The sequence below is a fragment of the Corynebacterium evansiae genome (assembly GCF_027570065.1).
GTDB lineage: Bacteria > Actinomycetota > Actinomycetes > Mycobacteriales > Mycobacteriaceae > Corynebacterium > Corynebacterium evansiae.
On the sequence record NZ_JAKMUT010000002.1, the window covers coordinates 13494 to 28132 of the forward strand.

A 14639-nucleotide genomic window follows, 5' to 3' on the forward strand; every position below is an offset into this window, starting at 1 on the left:
GTCACAGCGACGTCCTTTATCTTCGGTGCAGTTCCACCGCTTTCGCTGGTGGAACTGCAGGAACCTGACGCTAAGGTTAAGGAAGTATCTTTTGAAATCACGTTAGCCGCCCATGGTGAACTGGTCAAAGACCGTCGGTGAACGGCAGGTAAACCCGGGAATTGGTGGCGGATTGCGCAACTTGACGGCCGGGTTTATACGCCTTTGTAGCGCCGAAGCGGTGAGCCGCAGTCTGAGAAGTAGACTCCCAAGAATGGTTGCCACTCCCGTGAAGGAATTTGAGGACACTCTGTGGAAGGCTGCGGACAAGCTGCGCGGCTCCATGGATGATTCCCAGTACAAGGACATCGTCTTGGGCCTTGTCTTCCTCAAGTATGTGACTGATGCTTTTGATGACGCCCGCCGCCTAGAGCTTGAAGCCGAAATGCAGGCGGAGGGCGCCTCTGCTGAGGGCAAGCGGGGAGGGGAGTTCTACACTCCTCGTTCTTTGGTGCGCACCCTCGTGGAGATTCTGGAACCGACCGAGGGGCGCGTGTACGAAACTTTCATTGGTTCAGGAGCATTCATTTTGCCCGCTGTCGAACGTCTACTTAAATCGACAGCGCCCCATAGTGCCTCGTGCGATGAACTGCGTGACTCCGTGTTCGGAATAGATTTGCAGACGGATCACGTGGTCATAGACGATGATTGGGAAGGTTTAACCATTGCTTCAGAAGAGCGAAGCGGTCAGCAGCTGGGCAAACATGCGGCCAATCCGGAACGTGACTGGCAGAACGCACCGGCCATGGCCTTGAATATGCAGTATCTCTACAAAGATGGTCAATTTGTGCCCTTGGCGCAATACATTAATAGCAGTGATGCACAAGCGGAACTACTCGGCTCACGGAAGTGGCAGGCCGAGTTAGCACAAGAAACTCCAGCAGCATCGAAACTTTATCATTATGAGTGAGATCACCTCGGTACCCCACAACTGTTGATGAACCTAGGTCAGGAAGTACTGTGGGAGTCCAAAGCTAAGGCATGGGGGTGAAACCCGTGTCATGAGCCGGTCTGCCGCTGACGAGCAGGTGAAGAATAATCAACGTTTTCAAAGTCAGCACTAAATAGAAAAGTTAGATTTTTTATGACAACTATTGACGAACAAATGATTCAGCTTATTACTAATTCAGATAATAAGCCGGCTTTAGATGCATTTATAAAGAAAAATGGTATTGATGCAGTAGATAGAGATGGCAGAACTCTTTTGTCATCAGCTGTTGCTAAAAATAATCTTAGCCTGGTGTCATATTTAATTGAGCAGAACTATGAGCTGTCTGCCGCCGACAATCAAGGTATGACCGCTTTGCACATAGCGGCTATTCATGATTACTGCGATATGGCTGAGTTGCTACTTGATAACGGTGCTGAGATTGATCCAGTGGATGCTTGGGGTAATACACCGCTTTGGCGTGCAGCGATGAACTCTCCAGATGAGAATAGTTCAACGGCAAAACTTTTGCTTGCAAGAGGTGCGGATAAAAGCAAGAAAAATGATTCAGGTGTTGCGCCAATTGACTTATTGCATAATTGAAATACAGAGTCTAAGCCCCCTATTTATAGGAATACCTTTATTGGATGATATGGGTTTTAAGTAGCTTTAAGCCATTGTCAAATGGCGTGCCCGGTCAGCGCACCAAGCATGTGGCGGTCGAGTCCCACGCTTCAACGAAGGCATCAAAGCGATCTCCCGTTGGGCCGCCTTCGCCCGGGAGCACCTCTGCGCTGCCACACTGGGTCATCATAATGATCGCGTTGGTGACAGTGGGGAAGCTGATGCGTTCTGGGGTCATATGGTCACGGTAGATGGGACACCGGAAAAGGCCCCATTGGTGCAGAGATACAGGGATAAGGAGAGGGGCGAACCTACCATGAACAGCGGGCAGATTACAGCTTCTTTACAGGCCCACTGAGAGTGGGCGACTTTGATCATGGGCATTGTGTCCGTGGTTGGCTCAATTCTGAATTGGAACTCGATGTGTGACCCCACCGGCAAGACGGATTTCCACTCCTGCAGCGTCTTCGTTCGTCGTCAAGAAGTCTTTGAAGGATTCTGTGCGGCACCGATCACGTCGTTAGTTATTCATCGCGCATGTGCTGCACTTCATTAGGTTTAATGTCCCTTATGGCCTTGATTAGGTCCTGTTAAATCAGAGAGTCGAATAAATTATTGTTTAACCTCTTGAAACTCAATTTTTAAACCTTCATTTTCTACCTGTTGTTTAAACAACTCTGTAAATGCTACGATATGTTGTCTGGATGTGTTTCTAACGCAATAAACAGTATTGCGAATCTCCTTCATAAATACTGGCGTTTCTACAAAAGGCTCATCTTCATCCCCTAGCCACTCATCATACTCTGATTTCTCTTCGTTTAAAATGCTTTGAATGTTGGTTATTTTCCCAATATAACAATTGATGATCTCATCACCTATCATTAGCTCTGCTTCAGAAAACTGCATCTCGTCTTCGAGTAGAAGACTCATTTTTTCATAAAAATCAGTAGAAAAAACCAACAGACTATCTGTGCTGTCATATTTATCGGTAAGTCTAATATTCTTGGCGCTAAAACCTTCCTGTCCTCTAAATTTGGGTTTCGTAACTAGTTCGCCTTCGTTATATAAGAAATAAAATTTTATCTCCGTTCTATCGCTATTCATCAGCTCTATGTAAGCATCTGAGTTAAGCAGTTCACTGTAAATAGAATATAACTTCATTCTTGACTCCTTGTTCATTCAAATAGGGGATGCGCAACTGTGCTTGCCAGTATTACATCCTTTTCTAATGTTCGCGGATCCACACGCGCACCCAGCCAGTACAGCTCCCACTCGGTGATCGTGAAGACGATGGCTGCGTGACGTTGGGCGCGGAATGCGGCCAACCACTCGACGCTGTCCCCGGCGGAGGGATTTTCGAGGAGGAAGCTGGTCAGCCGGTACGTCAGGCGGGCGTGGACTGTCACCAGATCGGAGTAGTGCATGGCTGCGGATCCTGTCTTTGCGTCAAGTACCTACACGCTCTGTTCATTGCTAATAGCAAGCCGCAACCGGCACTACCTTTTGGCGCTCGCCCCACCTTTTAGCGCCTCACTCTCAGCCTTGCCTGTCGGGGTTCACATCGCCGGACTCCACCTCCCGATCGCACCAGATCGCGGATCCACACCGTCCGAGCAGACCACTCAATGACCAGCGCCACGGCACGTATTCCCTATCGGCGAGCTAGTTTCGCACCATCTGCGTCATCCGAGTACCACAAGCCCCTGTATCCAACTTGATACGGTCTACGACCCGACAGCAGGCACCGGTGGCGGGCTGCTCGTTGCCGCGCGTGCCCTCAAGGAGCTCAACCCAGACATCGAGGTAGTTCTGGCTGGCCAAGAACTTATGTCCACTGGTTACGCCATCGGTAAGGCCGATCTGCTGATCCAGGGTGGTGAGCCGGATGCCATCCGCCACGGCGATACGTTGCTCACCGACCTCTACGAGGGCGAGCAGTTCGAGTACATCCTCTCCAACCCTCCGTTCGGCATGGACTGGGAGGTGCAGCAGCAGTCGGTGAAGGAGCAGGCCAAGGTGCCGGGTTCCCGGTTCAGCCACGGCCTGCCGGGCAAGGACGATGGCCAAATGCTTTTCCTGGCCCATGTCGCTTCGAAGCTCATGCCCGCAGGCCCCAATGGTGCGGGCGGTCGTGGGGCGGTGGTGTCCAATGGCTCGCCGCTGTTTACCGGTGCGTCGGGATCGGGGCCGGATAAGATCCGCGCCTGGCTGCTGGAAAGCGACCTGGTGGACGCGATCATCCAGCTGCCGACGAATATGTTCTACGGCACGGGGATCTCTACCTATGTGTGGATCTTGGACACGAACAAGGAGGAGCACCGCAAGGGCTTCGTCCAGCTGATCGATGCCTCCGAGTGCTGGTCGGTGCCGGATAAGGGGCTGGGGGAGAAGCGCCGGGAGATGAAGGAGCCGGACCGCAAGCGCGTGCTCGAAGAGTACGCCGCCTTCGAGGACACCGAGATCTCGAAGGTGCTCGCCTCAGCGGACCTGGGCTTCCACGACGTGAAGGTCACCAAGCAGAAGCGCCTGCATGTGGCAGTCACCCCGGAGGCTGTGGCGCAGGTGCTGGAGCATAAATCTGCCGTGCCCGAGCATGCTGACGTGCTTGCCGACGTGGCGGACGTGAAGTTCAATGACCTGCCGGAGGCGCTGAAGGCTGCGGCCAAGAAGCGAGGTGTGAAGATGCTCGCCGGCATGATTGACGAGGTGCTTGAGGCGGTCGGAGTACCAGACGAGAATGCTGAACCCAGTTTCGATCGCAAGGGTAACCCAATCCTCGACCCGGCTTTTTCGATGACGGAGCGCATCCCGCTGACAGAGGACGTTGGCGAGCACATGGAGCGCGAAGTCCTGCCATTCGCGCTGGATGTCGCCTGAGACGAAGAAGCCGCGAAGGTCGGCTACGAGATCCCGTTCAAGCGCGTTTTCTATCGCCCGGCACCCGTTCGCTCGTTGGAAGAGATCGACGCCGACGTGGCCGCAGTCATGGGTCGCCTGGCTGAAAAGTTCGCGGAGGTGCGGGAGTGATATCGGTTAACGCTTCTTCGTGTGCCGTCGACAATCCGAAATTGGGGACGCTCGTACGTATTCAATCAGGCGTTGGTTTCCCTCATGCGTACCAAGGTAAACGAGATGGTACTGTTCCCTTCTACAAAGTCGGGTCCCTTGCAAAGGTGGGGTGCGACGGGACCATCCAAGACGACCGTCACTCGGTGGAGCCCGGTGTAGTCGAAAAGTTGGGAGCCAAGATTATCCCGGCGGGCAGCACCTTACTGGCAAAAATCGGCGCAGCCCTCCTCTTGGGTAGGTTCGTCCCCACGTCAAAAGATTGCTGCATAGATAACAACATGCTTGCCCTTATTCCAGGGCCCCAAATTCACGATAGATTTTTAGCCTACGCATGCTCTCTCATTGACGTGGCCACTCTTGAGCGCAGTGGGCCTGTCCCTACTCTTGACGTGGAGGGCTTGCGTCAGTTCCGTATCCCCCTACCTGGCTTGGACACCCAGCGCGCTATCGCGGACTACCTCGATCGCGAGACTGCCGAAATCGACGCCATGACCGCCGACCTGGACCAGATGGAGGCGCTCCTGACCGAGCGGCGCGGTTCGATCGTCCGCGCTCATCTTTTGCCAGAAGGGCAGGAATATACGCGAGTTAAGCTGAAAGCAGCCGTATCGCTCGGGAAGACAGTCCAAAGCAAGCAAAAGAATGCCAAAGAAGTGCAGAGGAATTATGTACGTGCGGCCCATATTCAGCCTCACGGCTGCTTAGCTCTTGACGAACAGCCGATGTGGTTTACTACGAGCGAGTTAGAACAGCTTTCATTGCGGGCAAACGATGTGCTCGTCGTAGAAGGCGGAGCTGGTTACGGGCGATCCGTAGTTCTGAAAGAAGATCTGCCGGAATGGGGGTTCCAGAATCACGTTATTCGGGTACGCCCTAACCCCGGTGTGGTCGGCGAGTTTATTCACTACACGTTCCTTGCGCACTACGACGCTAGACTCATTGATCTGCTTGCCGATGGGGCAACGATTCCAGCGCTTTCATCTGACAAGGCGCGCGAGTTGCCAATTCTCTCTGTTGACGAGCCCTGCCAACGGAAGATCGTGGACATCGTTGAACGCGAGACCTCCGAGATCGATGCCATGCTTGCCGATATCACGGAATTGCGCGACCGGCTCGCCGAGCGTCGCGGCGCCCTCATCGCCGCGGCCGTGACCGGCCAGATCGACATCCCCGCCGCCGAGGAGACCATCCATGACTAACACGGAAATCACCCGCGAAAAAACGCACGAGAGCGCCATCTGCAACGCGCTCGCCGAGCGCGGCTGGACCTACGAGGACGGCAAGAACGACCAGGACTGGGATCGGCGCCTCGCGCTCTACCCGGCCGACGTGCTGGAATGGCTCTCCACCCAATACCCGGAGGAGTACGCCAAGGCCGTGCCCGCGGACGCAACGGAGGCCACTCGGGAGGTCGCACAGCGCAAACTCCTCGAACGAGTCGCCGAGCAGCTGGAGTCCAAGACGCGGAAGGACCCACAATCCGGCCGTACACTCGGCGGGCTGCTCGGCACCCTGCGGGAAGGCTTCAAATACGCCCAGGTCGGAGCCCGCTCCGCCAGCTTCGGCCCCATTGTAGCCTTCCCACCGGCGAACCCCCTGCTGGAGAAAGTCGCCGAGCGCGCTGGGGAAAACATCCTGCGGGTGATCCGCCAGGTCCACTTCGACCCGGCAAGCAACGAAACGATCGACCTCGTGCTCACCGTCAACGGCATCCCCGTCGTTACGATGGAGCTAAAGACGGACAGCACTCAGTCCGTGGCACACGCCCGCAAGCAGTACCGAGAGGACCGCTTGCCGAACCCGACTCGCCGCCTGCTGCAGCCAGGCCGCGCGCTCGTCCACTTCGCCGTCTCCAATGCGGAGGTCTACATGACCACCGCGCTTAAAGGTTCGGATACCTACTTCCTTCCCTTCAACCGCGGTGTCAACGGCGGCGCCGGTAACCCGCCCATCCCCGGCAAGTCCGAAACCTCCTACCTGTGGGAGGAAGTGCTGGAACGCGATATGTTCTTACGCATCCTGCGCGACTTCGCCGTGTGGAAACCGGACGCCATACCGAAGCGCGGCACCCCGGGCGGCAAGCTCATCTTCCCCCGCTACCACCAGCTCCGCGCGGTGGAGCGCGTCACCCGGGATGTCACCCGGCGCGGCGCCGGCGGGCGCTACCTCATCGAACACTCCGCAGGCTCCGGCAAGACCAAGACCATCGCGTGGCTAGCCCTCCGCCTGATCCGCCATGTCGCGGAGGACGGGCAGAAAACCTTCGACTCCGTCATCGTCGTCACCGACCGCACCGCCCTGGACACCAACGTGCGCCAGGACATGCAGATGATGGAAGCCTCCTTGGGTCTGGTGGCCTCCGTTGGCGAGAATGCTGGGGCGAAGTCCCCACAGCTGCGCCAGGCGATCGAAGAGGGCGACCACATCATCACCTGCACCCTCCAGACCTTCCCGCACGTGCTTAAGCTCCTTGAAGACGAGCAAGACCTCGTGGGGGACGCCGCTGGTGCGTCATCGCCGACGAGGCGCACTCCTCCCAGACCGGCTCCAGCGCCTCAGCGCTGCGCGAACTACTCACGGATGTCGAACTCGACGAGGGGGAGGAGTACACGGCCGACGACCTGCTGGAACTGCGGCAGGAGGCCATCGCTGTCGCTGTGAACATGACCTTCGTGGCGCTCACCGCCACCCCTAAGGGCAAGACCCTGCGCCTGTTCGGAACCGAAACTCCGGATGGTCACTTCGTCGCCTTCGATACTTACCCGATGGGGCAGGCCATCGAAGAGGGCTTCATCCTTGATGTGCTCGGCAACTACTCGACCTACCAAATGTGGGCCGAGGTCCGCGACGAGCTGGGAAGAACCGAGGAAGTCGACGAATCCGCGGCAGTGACCGACATGGTGCGCTTCGTCCGCCTCCACCCAACCTCCATCGCGCAGAAGGTGGAAGTCGTCATCGAACACTTCCGCCGTAACGTCGCCCACCATCTGGGCGGGGAGGCTCGCGCGATGGTCGTGACCTCCTCCCGCAAAGCCGCGGTCCGCTGGTCGGAGGAGATGAACCGCTACATCAAGTCCAAGGGCTACGACTTCCGCTCCCTGGTCGCCTTCTCCGACGCGGTGCGCGTCGACGAGGACTCCAAACCAGTCACGGAGGTCCAGCTCAATGGCGTCTCCGACGTCGAGCGCGCCTTCAAGGACGACGAGCAGGACTACCGCGTCATCATCGTTGCGAACAGATTCCAGACCGGCTTCAACGAGCCCCGACTGTGCGCGATGTACGTCGATAAGCAGCTATCCGGCGTCACCACCGTGCAAACACTCTCGCGGCTTAACCGCATCCACGAGAACAAGCCCACCCCGATGGTGGTGGACTTCGTCAACGACCCGGAGATGATCGTCGGGGACTTCAAGCGCTTCTACAACGGAGCGTCCATCAAGACGGATATTGACCCGAACACACTGCACACCCTCGGCGAGGAGCTCGACACCTCTGGGTTCTACACGCCCGAGGAGATGGAGCAGGTCGCGCAGATCTACATGGACGGCACCGACTCGGAAGCGCTCCGAGGTGCGACCGCGCCGATCATCCGGCGGTGGCAGGTTCGACGTGACTCCGGCAAGGATGGGCGCGCCGACGCGCACAACTTCAAGTCCAACGCGGAAAAGTATCGTCACGCCTACGAGTTTCTCTCCCAGATCGTCGCCTACGCCGACGCGGAGGTTTCTAAACGTGCGATGCTTGCCGCCGTGCTGGAGCGTAACCTCCACCTCTCGGAGTACGACGACGAGGATGAAGACTTCATCACCGGACTCTCACTGGCCGGTGTTGCGATCACCCAAAACGAGATCGAGGTCGATCGGTCATTGACCGACGGGGGAGGAGAAGCCCTGAAGGTGCCGACCTTCGACGTCACCGTCGGCGGGGATGCCACCCCGCTACGCGCTGCATTCGACGAGGCAGTCGATAAAGTTAATGACATCTTCTCGATGGCGGGTGTGGACGTAACCTCCGGTGAGACCGCGCAGATGATCGTCGCCGCGTGGGGAACGCTCTCCGCTCAGCCCGAGGCGTTGAAGCTGGGACGAACCAACAACAAGGAGCAGTTGAAGCGCTCTAAGAGATTCCAAGGCGAGGCAACGAAGGCAATCTTTTCGGGAATCGCTGAGCGTAAGCAACGCGACGCGCTGCTCTCCAGCGACCGAGACGTGTTGCACGGCGTGATTGGAGCCCTGGCAGAGCTGATGGCTGCCGCAAAGGAGATGGGGAAGCTGGACGAATAGTCCTTAGTACCGAAATTTGTCGGACTGACAGGATTTGAACCTGCGACCCCTACACCCCCAGTGTAGTGCGCTACCAAGCTGCGCCACAGTCCGCCGAAGCCCTGCAAAAGGGCAACGGCGATAGGTTACCCCACTCCCATCGCCGTTAGGAAATCCCCTGCTTAGACCGGCTGCACAATCTCGTCGGAGACGATAATGCCGTCCGAATCGCAGTAAATGTACTCGCCGGGGATAAAGTCCACGCCGCCGAAGCTCACCGTCACGTCGCGCTCGCCCTCTCCGGTCTTCGTCGACTTGCGCGGGTTGGTGCCCAGGGCCTTGCAGCCGAACTCCATCTGGCCAATCACCTTGGAATCGCGGATCGGCCCGTTAACCACCACGCCAGCCCAGCCGTGGTCCTTGCCCAGCCCCGCAATAATGTCGCCCACCAGCGCAGTGTGCATCGACGCATCGCCGTCGATCACCAGCACGCCACCGGGGTTGTCCTCCTGCAGCACGCTCTTCAGCAGCGCATTGTCCTGGAAGCATTTCACCGTGGTGATTTTCCCGCAGAACTCCACCACGCCGCCCAGGTCGCGGAACTGAGTATCGCAGCTGCGCACGTCGCTGCCAATGATGTCCACCAGGTCGGCGGTCGGAATAAAAGTCAGTTTTTCTTCAGCCATGCCACCTACTTTAGGCGCAAGCCCTCCCACGCCGCGATCAATTCGCCCACACGCTGCCCAGATCCCCTCTGCAGAAGCAGGTGATCCATCCCCTCCAGGCTCACCCAGTCTGCGCGAGGCAGCGCCGCCCGCATCGCATGCGCCTCCGCCACGGGAACGACCAGGTCATCGGGAGAGTGCAGCACCAGAGACGTGGCGTCACTAGAAGAAACAGCGGCCACAGTATCCGCCGAATCGGCCGCGGCGAGTTCCTCCAGCAGCGCCTGGCCCAAAGAAAGTTCCCGCTGGCGCTCAAACATCTGCATAATCTCCGGCGCGCGCTTGGCGGTTTCCTGCAGCTCAAAAGGAGTGCCGACGGTCACGATGCTTTCCACCGACGCAACTTCCGCCGCCGCCCGCTGCACCGCGGTGCCTCCCAGCGAATGTCCCACCAACACCTCCGCCCCGCCGAACCACTCGGCGGCAGCGCGCACGTCGGAAACGTTCGTCGCCAGCGTGGTCTCCTCGAACTTGCCACCCGAATCGCCCAGTCCAGCGAAGTCGAAGCGCAAGCTCGCATAGCCCGCCCGCGCCAGAGCCTTGGAAATGCGCGTCACCCCAATCGCTCCGCGCGTACACGTGAAGCAGTGCGCGACGACCGCCCGCCGGGGCGCATCTTCCATTTTCAAATCCCGCGGCAGGTCCACCGTTCCCGCCAATTGCCAGCCATTTTCTGTGGGAATGGTCACGTGAATGGAGCGTATCGTGCGGGTCATGGATCGCCTCTCGCCTTCAGTCGATTAACGTGGTCTACATATTCTTACACCTCAAACTCGAAGGGCACATTCATGGCATTTGACTGGTTCTGGAAGGCGATGGGATCTTCCCCGAAGAAGAATCAGAAGAAAAGCCGGGCCGTGGTCGCTCAGGCCGACTCGTCGCGCTACTCGGGGCTAAGCGATGCGGAGCTTCGTGACGCCGCCTCGGACGTGGTGACCGAACAATCCACTAGCGAGGATGGCCACCACTTCGGTGGGCAGGTAGACGACGCTCCCGCGCTGCTGGCAATCCTGCGCGAAGCGGCAAGCCGCACCCTGAACATGGAGCCTTTCGACGTGCAGATGCAGGGCACCTACCGCCTGTTGCACGGCGACGTGGTGGAGATGGCCACCGGTGAGGGTAAGACCCTAGCCGGCGCGATGGCCGCCGTGGGCTTTGCTTTGCAGGGCAAGCGCGTTCACGTCATCACGGTCAACAGCTACCTGGCTGGGCGCGATAACGACTGGATGGGTCCGATGTTCGACTTCTTCGGGCTGACCCACGGCGCGATCCACGAGGACCTCACCGCGGACCAGCGCCGCGACATTTACTCCCGCGACGTCATTTTCGGCGCCATCAACGAGCTCGGCTTCGACGTCCTGCGCGACCAGCTGATCACCCGCCGGGCCGACCAGGTGCGCACCCCTGCGGACGTGGCCGTGATCGATGAGGCCGATTCGGTGATGGTCGACGAAGCCCTGGTGCCGCTGGTGCTCGCCGGTTCTGAGCCCGGCCCGGCGCCCGCCGGCCGCATTACCGACCTGGTCAAGCGCATGGAGGAAGACAAGCACTTCCACGTCTCCGAGGACCACCGAAACGTCTTCCTCACCGACGAGGGCGCGGCGTTCGTAGAGAAGCAGCTGGGCGTGGAGTCCCTCTACGAGGACGAGGGCGAGCTACTAGTGCAGGTGAACGTAGCCCTGCACGCCGAGCACCTGCTGATCCGCGACGTTCACTACATCGTGCGCGACGGCAAGGTGGCTCTTATTGACGGTTCCCGCGGCCGTGTGGCCGAGCTGCAACGTTGGCCCGACGGCCTGCAGGCCGCAGTGGAAGCCAAGGAGGGGCTGGACGTCACCGACGGCGGCCGCATCCTCGACCAGATCACCATCCAGGCGCTGGTCGGCATGTACCCCGAGGTTTGCGGCATGACCGGTACGGCCCTGGCAGCCGGCGATCAGCTGCGACAGTTCTACAACCTGCAGGTCTCCGTCATCGAGCCGAACGTGCCGAACATCCGCTTCGACGAAGCCGACCGGGTGTATGTCTCCGCCGCCGAGCGCAACGACGCGGTGGTCAAGCACATCGTCGAGGTGCAAAAGACCGGCCAGCCGCAGCTGGTGGGCACCCAGGACGTCGCGGAATCCGAGGAACTGGCAGAGGCTCTGCTCTCCGCGGGCGTGGAATGCTCCGTGCTGAACGCGAAGAACCACGAGGCCGAGGCGGCCGTCGTCGCCGAGGCCGGCCGCCCGGGCCGCGTGACCGTCTCCACGCAGATGGCCGGCCGCGGTACGGACATCAAGCTAGGCGGCACCGACGAGGCCGAACACGACGAGGTCGTGGAGACCGGCGGCCTGCACGTCGTGGGCGTGGGCCGCTTCCGCTCCCAGCGATTGGATAACCAGCTGCGCGGCCGCGCGGGCCGTCAGGGCGATCCAGGTAGCTCCCTGTTCTTCGTCTCCCTGGAAGACGACGTGGTCGCCGTGGGCGGCGCAGGGGAGGAGCTGCAAGCCCAGCCCAAGGACGACGGCCTGCTGCCGCAGAAGAAGGTCCAGCAGTTCGTGGACCACTGCCAGCGCGTGACCGAGGGCCAGATGCTGGACATCCACGCCACCACCTGGAAGTACAACAAGATGATCAAGGACCAGCGCGACATCGTCAACGATCGCCGCGACACTCTGCTGGATACCTCCGCGGCCTGGGACGACCTGAGCTACCACAACGTCGACCGCGCCGCGGAGCTGAAGAAGCAGGGGATTAGCGAGGAAGTGCTGGAGCAGGCCGCCCGCGAAATCATGCTGTTCCACCTGGATAACGAGTGGTCGGAGCACCTGGCTTACCTGGATGACGTGCGCGAGTCCATCCACCTGCGCGCCATCGCCCGCGAATCGCCGATCGACGAGTTCCACCGCATGTCCATCGCCGCCTTCGGCGAGCTGGCCGAGCGTGCCGTCAACAAGGCCCGCGAGACGTTTGACGAGGTAGAGATCACTTCCGAGGGCGCCCAGCTGGGCGAGATGGGCCTGCACAAGCCTAGCGCTACGTGGACTTACATGGTGAACGACAACCCGCTATCCTCCTCCGGGGGATCTGTGATGGGGTCTATCGTTCAGATGTTCCGCTAGCTGCTTTAGGGTATTGTTAGACGTATTGTTATAGCCGAACCGATTAGTTCGAATGAGAGGACTTGAAAGCCATGAGCGATAACACCGGAGTGCCTGAGGCATCTGTCGAGACCACGTCAGTCTTTCGCGCAGACCTTCTAAAGGAGATGGAGTCTGGTTCGCAGCACGATGCCTCTCCCGCCGGTGTGGAGGGCCTTCCTGAAGGCTCTGCGCTGCTGGTTGTGAAGCGCGGCCCGAACGCTGGCTCCCGCTTCCTGCTGGACCAAGACACGACCGCCGCTGGCCGCCACCCGGACAGCGACATCTTCCTGGATGACGTCACCGTTTCCCGCCGCCACGCTGAGTTCCGCCGCAATGGCGACCAGTACGAGGTTGTGGACGTCGGATCCCTGAACGGCACCTACGTGAACCGCGAGCCGAAGAACTCCTCCGTTCTGTCCAATGGCGACGAGATCCAGATCGGCAAGTTCCGCCTGGTGTTCCTGAACGGTTCGAAGGAAGCCTAAGGAAAAGTGAGCGCACAGAGAAGCCACGCTAGCGCTCCTGCAGCTGCCTCCTCGCCAGCCGGAAGGGTTCTGCCCACTTCGTCTATCGGCGATGTGCTGAAGCAGCTGAAGCCGGACTTCCCGGACGTCACTGTCTCGAAGATCCGCTTCCTGGAATCCGAAGGTCTGGTTAGCCCGCGCCGTTCGCAGAGCGGTTACCGGCGCTTTTCCCCGGAGGATATTTCCAGGCTGCGCTACATTTTGACCCTCCAGCGGGATAACTACCTGCCGCTGAAGGTTATCCGCGAACGTCTGGAGGCCATGGATTCCGGCAAGGTCACCCCCGTGACCGCCGCCCGCAAGTCCGCCCCCGGTGCGATCTCTCCGGAGCAGATGCGGGCCACGCAGTCCCGCCGCCTGACCCGCGCGGACGTTACGGCGCGCGCCAACGTGCAGGATTCTTTCACCGGATCCCTGATCCGCATGGGGCTGATCTCCGCCGACTCGGCCGGTTTCTTCTCGGTCGATGACGTCGAGATCGTGCAGATCGCGCAGAACCTGACCGACCACGGCCTGGATAACCGCCACCTGAAGGCGCTGCTGACCATCGCGAACCGCCAGTTCGACATGGTTTCCCGCATCGCCGACCCGCTGGCTCACGGCCGCGACGAGAACGCCCAGCAGCGCTCCGCCGAGACCGCCCGCGAGATGTCCGCGCTGATCATTTCCCTCAACACCGCGCTGGTGAAGGGCAACCTTGGCTAAAGGCACCGAAGTCGTCTTCCTCGGCCGCGCTGTCGGTAGCTCTCTCGGCTGCGGCGCGCCCGTGCCCGACTGTCTTATTTTTATGACGCCCCAGCGCACCCACATCCTGCCGATCTGGGTGGAGCCAACGCTGGATCTGGGCGGGCGCCCCACGGATGCCGAGGTGCTAGCGAACATACTGAAGCACGACGACGCGCGCGACCCGTGGTTTGCCCGCATCGTCACCAACTCTCGCGGCCAGATGACCGCCGGTTTGGTGCTGGAGGAGGGGGAGTCCGAGCGTTTTATCGACATTCGCCCCTCCATCCTGGAACCCTTGTGGCACGCGGGCGTGATCTTCGACGTGCGCGTTGAACCCGGGGTGGAAGGCTCGCTGATCCGCGTAAACCCCGCCTGGGTCGACGAACTCGAGGCGAAACTCAAGCAGGTAGACGAGGACGGCGACCAGGTGGACTTCTTGCTGGACTGGAACTCGGAGGACATGGGCTTCACCGCCAGCGACAACGCAGACTCCGATTTCCAGCAAATGTGGGAGGGGCTGGGCCTGTCGAGTGATCTCGACGACTGGCTCAAGGAATGACACGCCTGTTGTTACACGTGTGATTTTTGTGACTCGTGTTAAAGTAATGTTCGGCTAG

12 protein-coding genes, 1 tRNA gene and 2 pseudogenes are annotated in these 14639 nt (G+C 59.5%); 10 read left to right on the plus strand and 5 right to left on the minus strand.

Translation table 11 applies throughout. The features are described from left to right. The first annotated feature begins 253 nt into the window (after positions 1–253). The 3 genes and pseudogenes from L8V00_RS01995 (at position 254) to L8V00_RS02000 (ending at position 1570) form a co-directional block, all read left to right on the plus strand. Positions 254–949, plus strand: coding sequence for a type I restriction-modification system subunit M (locus L8V00_RS01995; RefSeq protein ID WP_269944082.1), 696 nt, complete (start codon positions 254–256; stop codon positions 947–949). 12 nt (positions 950–961) lie between these two features. Continuing rightward, positions 962–1030: pseudogene (locus L8V00_RS10115) on the plus strand (hypothetical protein); the annotation flags it as partial. Between the two features lie 93 nt (positions 1031–1123). Then, a complete protein-coding gene (locus L8V00_RS02000; protein ID WP_101629840.1) occupies positions 1124–1570 on the plus strand; it encodes an ankyrin repeat domain-containing protein in 447 nt (148 codons plus the stop codon). A 633-nt stretch (positions 1571–2203) separates the two neighbouring features. Here the strand turns inward: L8V00_RS02000 and L8V00_RS02005 are convergent. Beyond that, complete coding sequence (locus L8V00_RS02005; protein ID WP_101629841.1) at positions 2204–2752, minus strand: hypothetical protein; 549 nt, start codon at positions 2750–2752, stop codon at positions 2204–2206. A gap of 14 nt (positions 2753–2766) precedes the next feature. Then, entirely contained in the window at positions 2767–3015 is a 249-nt protein-coding gene (locus L8V00_RS02010) for a hypothetical protein (RefSeq protein ID WP_269944083.1), read from the minus strand. 283 nt (positions 3016–3298) lie between these two features. Here L8V00_RS02010 and L8V00_RS02015 point away from each other — a divergent pair, with 283 nt between their 5' ends. The 3 genes and pseudogenes from L8V00_RS02015 (at position 3299) to L8V00_RS10090 (ending at position 8943) form a co-directional block, all read left to right on the plus strand. Continuing rightward, positions 3299–4468 carry an HsdM family class I SAM-dependent methyltransferase gene (locus L8V00_RS02015; RefSeq protein ID WP_269944237.1) on the plus strand — a complete coding sequence of 390 codons (1170 nt, stop codon included), beginning with the start codon at positions 3299–3301 and terminating at the stop codon, positions 4466–4468. Between the two features lie 146 nt (positions 4469–4614). Next, complete coding sequence (locus L8V00_RS02020) at positions 4615–5859, plus strand: restriction endonuclease subunit S (RefSeq protein ID WP_269944084.1); 1245 nt, start codon at positions 4615–4617, stop codon at positions 5857–5859. After that, positions 5852–8943: pseudogene (locus L8V00_RS10090) on the plus strand (type I restriction endonuclease subunit R). Before L8V00_RS02020 ends, L8V00_RS10090 begins: the two are co-directional and overlap by 8 nt. Positions 8944–8962: 19 nt before the next feature. On the opposite strand, the gene L8V00_RS02035 reads toward L8V00_RS10090, so the two are convergent. The 3 genes from L8V00_RS02035 to L8V00_RS02045 all read right to left on the minus strand — a co-directional run bounded on the left by L8V00_RS02035 (position 8963) and on the right by L8V00_RS02045 (position 10363). Further along, positions 8963–9036, minus strand: a tRNA-Pro gene (locus L8V00_RS02035). Positions 9037–9104: 68 nt separating this feature from the next. Further along, the gene (rraA, locus tag L8V00_RS02040; protein WP_269944087.1) at positions 9105–9608 is read right to left on the minus strand and encodes a ribonuclease E activity regulator RraA; all 504 of its coding nucleotides are present in this window, start codon (positions 9606–9608) and stop codon (positions 9105–9107) included. A gap of 5 nt (positions 9609–9613) precedes the next feature. After that, positions 9614–10363, minus strand: a complete 750-nt coding sequence (locus L8V00_RS02045; protein WP_269944088.1) for an alpha/beta hydrolase family protein — start codon at positions 10361–10363, stop codon at positions 9614–9616. A 72-nt stretch (positions 10364–10435) separates the two neighbouring features. Here L8V00_RS02045 and secA2 point away from each other — a divergent pair, with 72 nt between their 5' ends. The 4 genes from secA2 (at position 10436) to L8V00_RS02065 (ending at position 14581) form a co-directional block, all read left to right on the plus strand. Next, positions 10436–12751: an accessory Sec system translocase SecA2 gene (gene secA2, locus L8V00_RS02050; protein WP_269944089.1), complete on the plus strand. Its 2316-nt coding sequence runs from the start codon at positions 10436–10438 to the stop codon at positions 12749–12751. A gap of 71 nt (positions 12752–12822) precedes the next feature. Continuing rightward, the gene (gene odhI, locus L8V00_RS02055) at positions 12823–13257 is read left to right on the plus strand and encodes an oxoglutarate dehydrogenase inhibitor Odhl (RefSeq protein WP_034987504.1); all 435 of its coding nucleotides are present in this window, start codon (positions 12823–12825) and stop codon (positions 13255–13257) included. Between the two features lie 6 nt (positions 13258–13263). After that, positions 13264–14001, plus strand: a complete 738-nt coding sequence (ftsR, locus tag L8V00_RS02060; RefSeq protein WP_269944090.1) for a transcriptional regulator FtsR — start codon at positions 13264–13266, stop codon at positions 13999–14001. Next, positions 13994–14581, plus strand: a complete 588-nt coding sequence (locus tag L8V00_RS02065; RefSeq protein ID WP_269944091.1) for a hypothetical protein — start codon at positions 13994–13996, stop codon at positions 14579–14581. Before ftsR ends, L8V00_RS02065 begins: the two co-directional genes overlap by 8 nt. Positions 14582–14639: the final 58 nt, after the last annotated feature.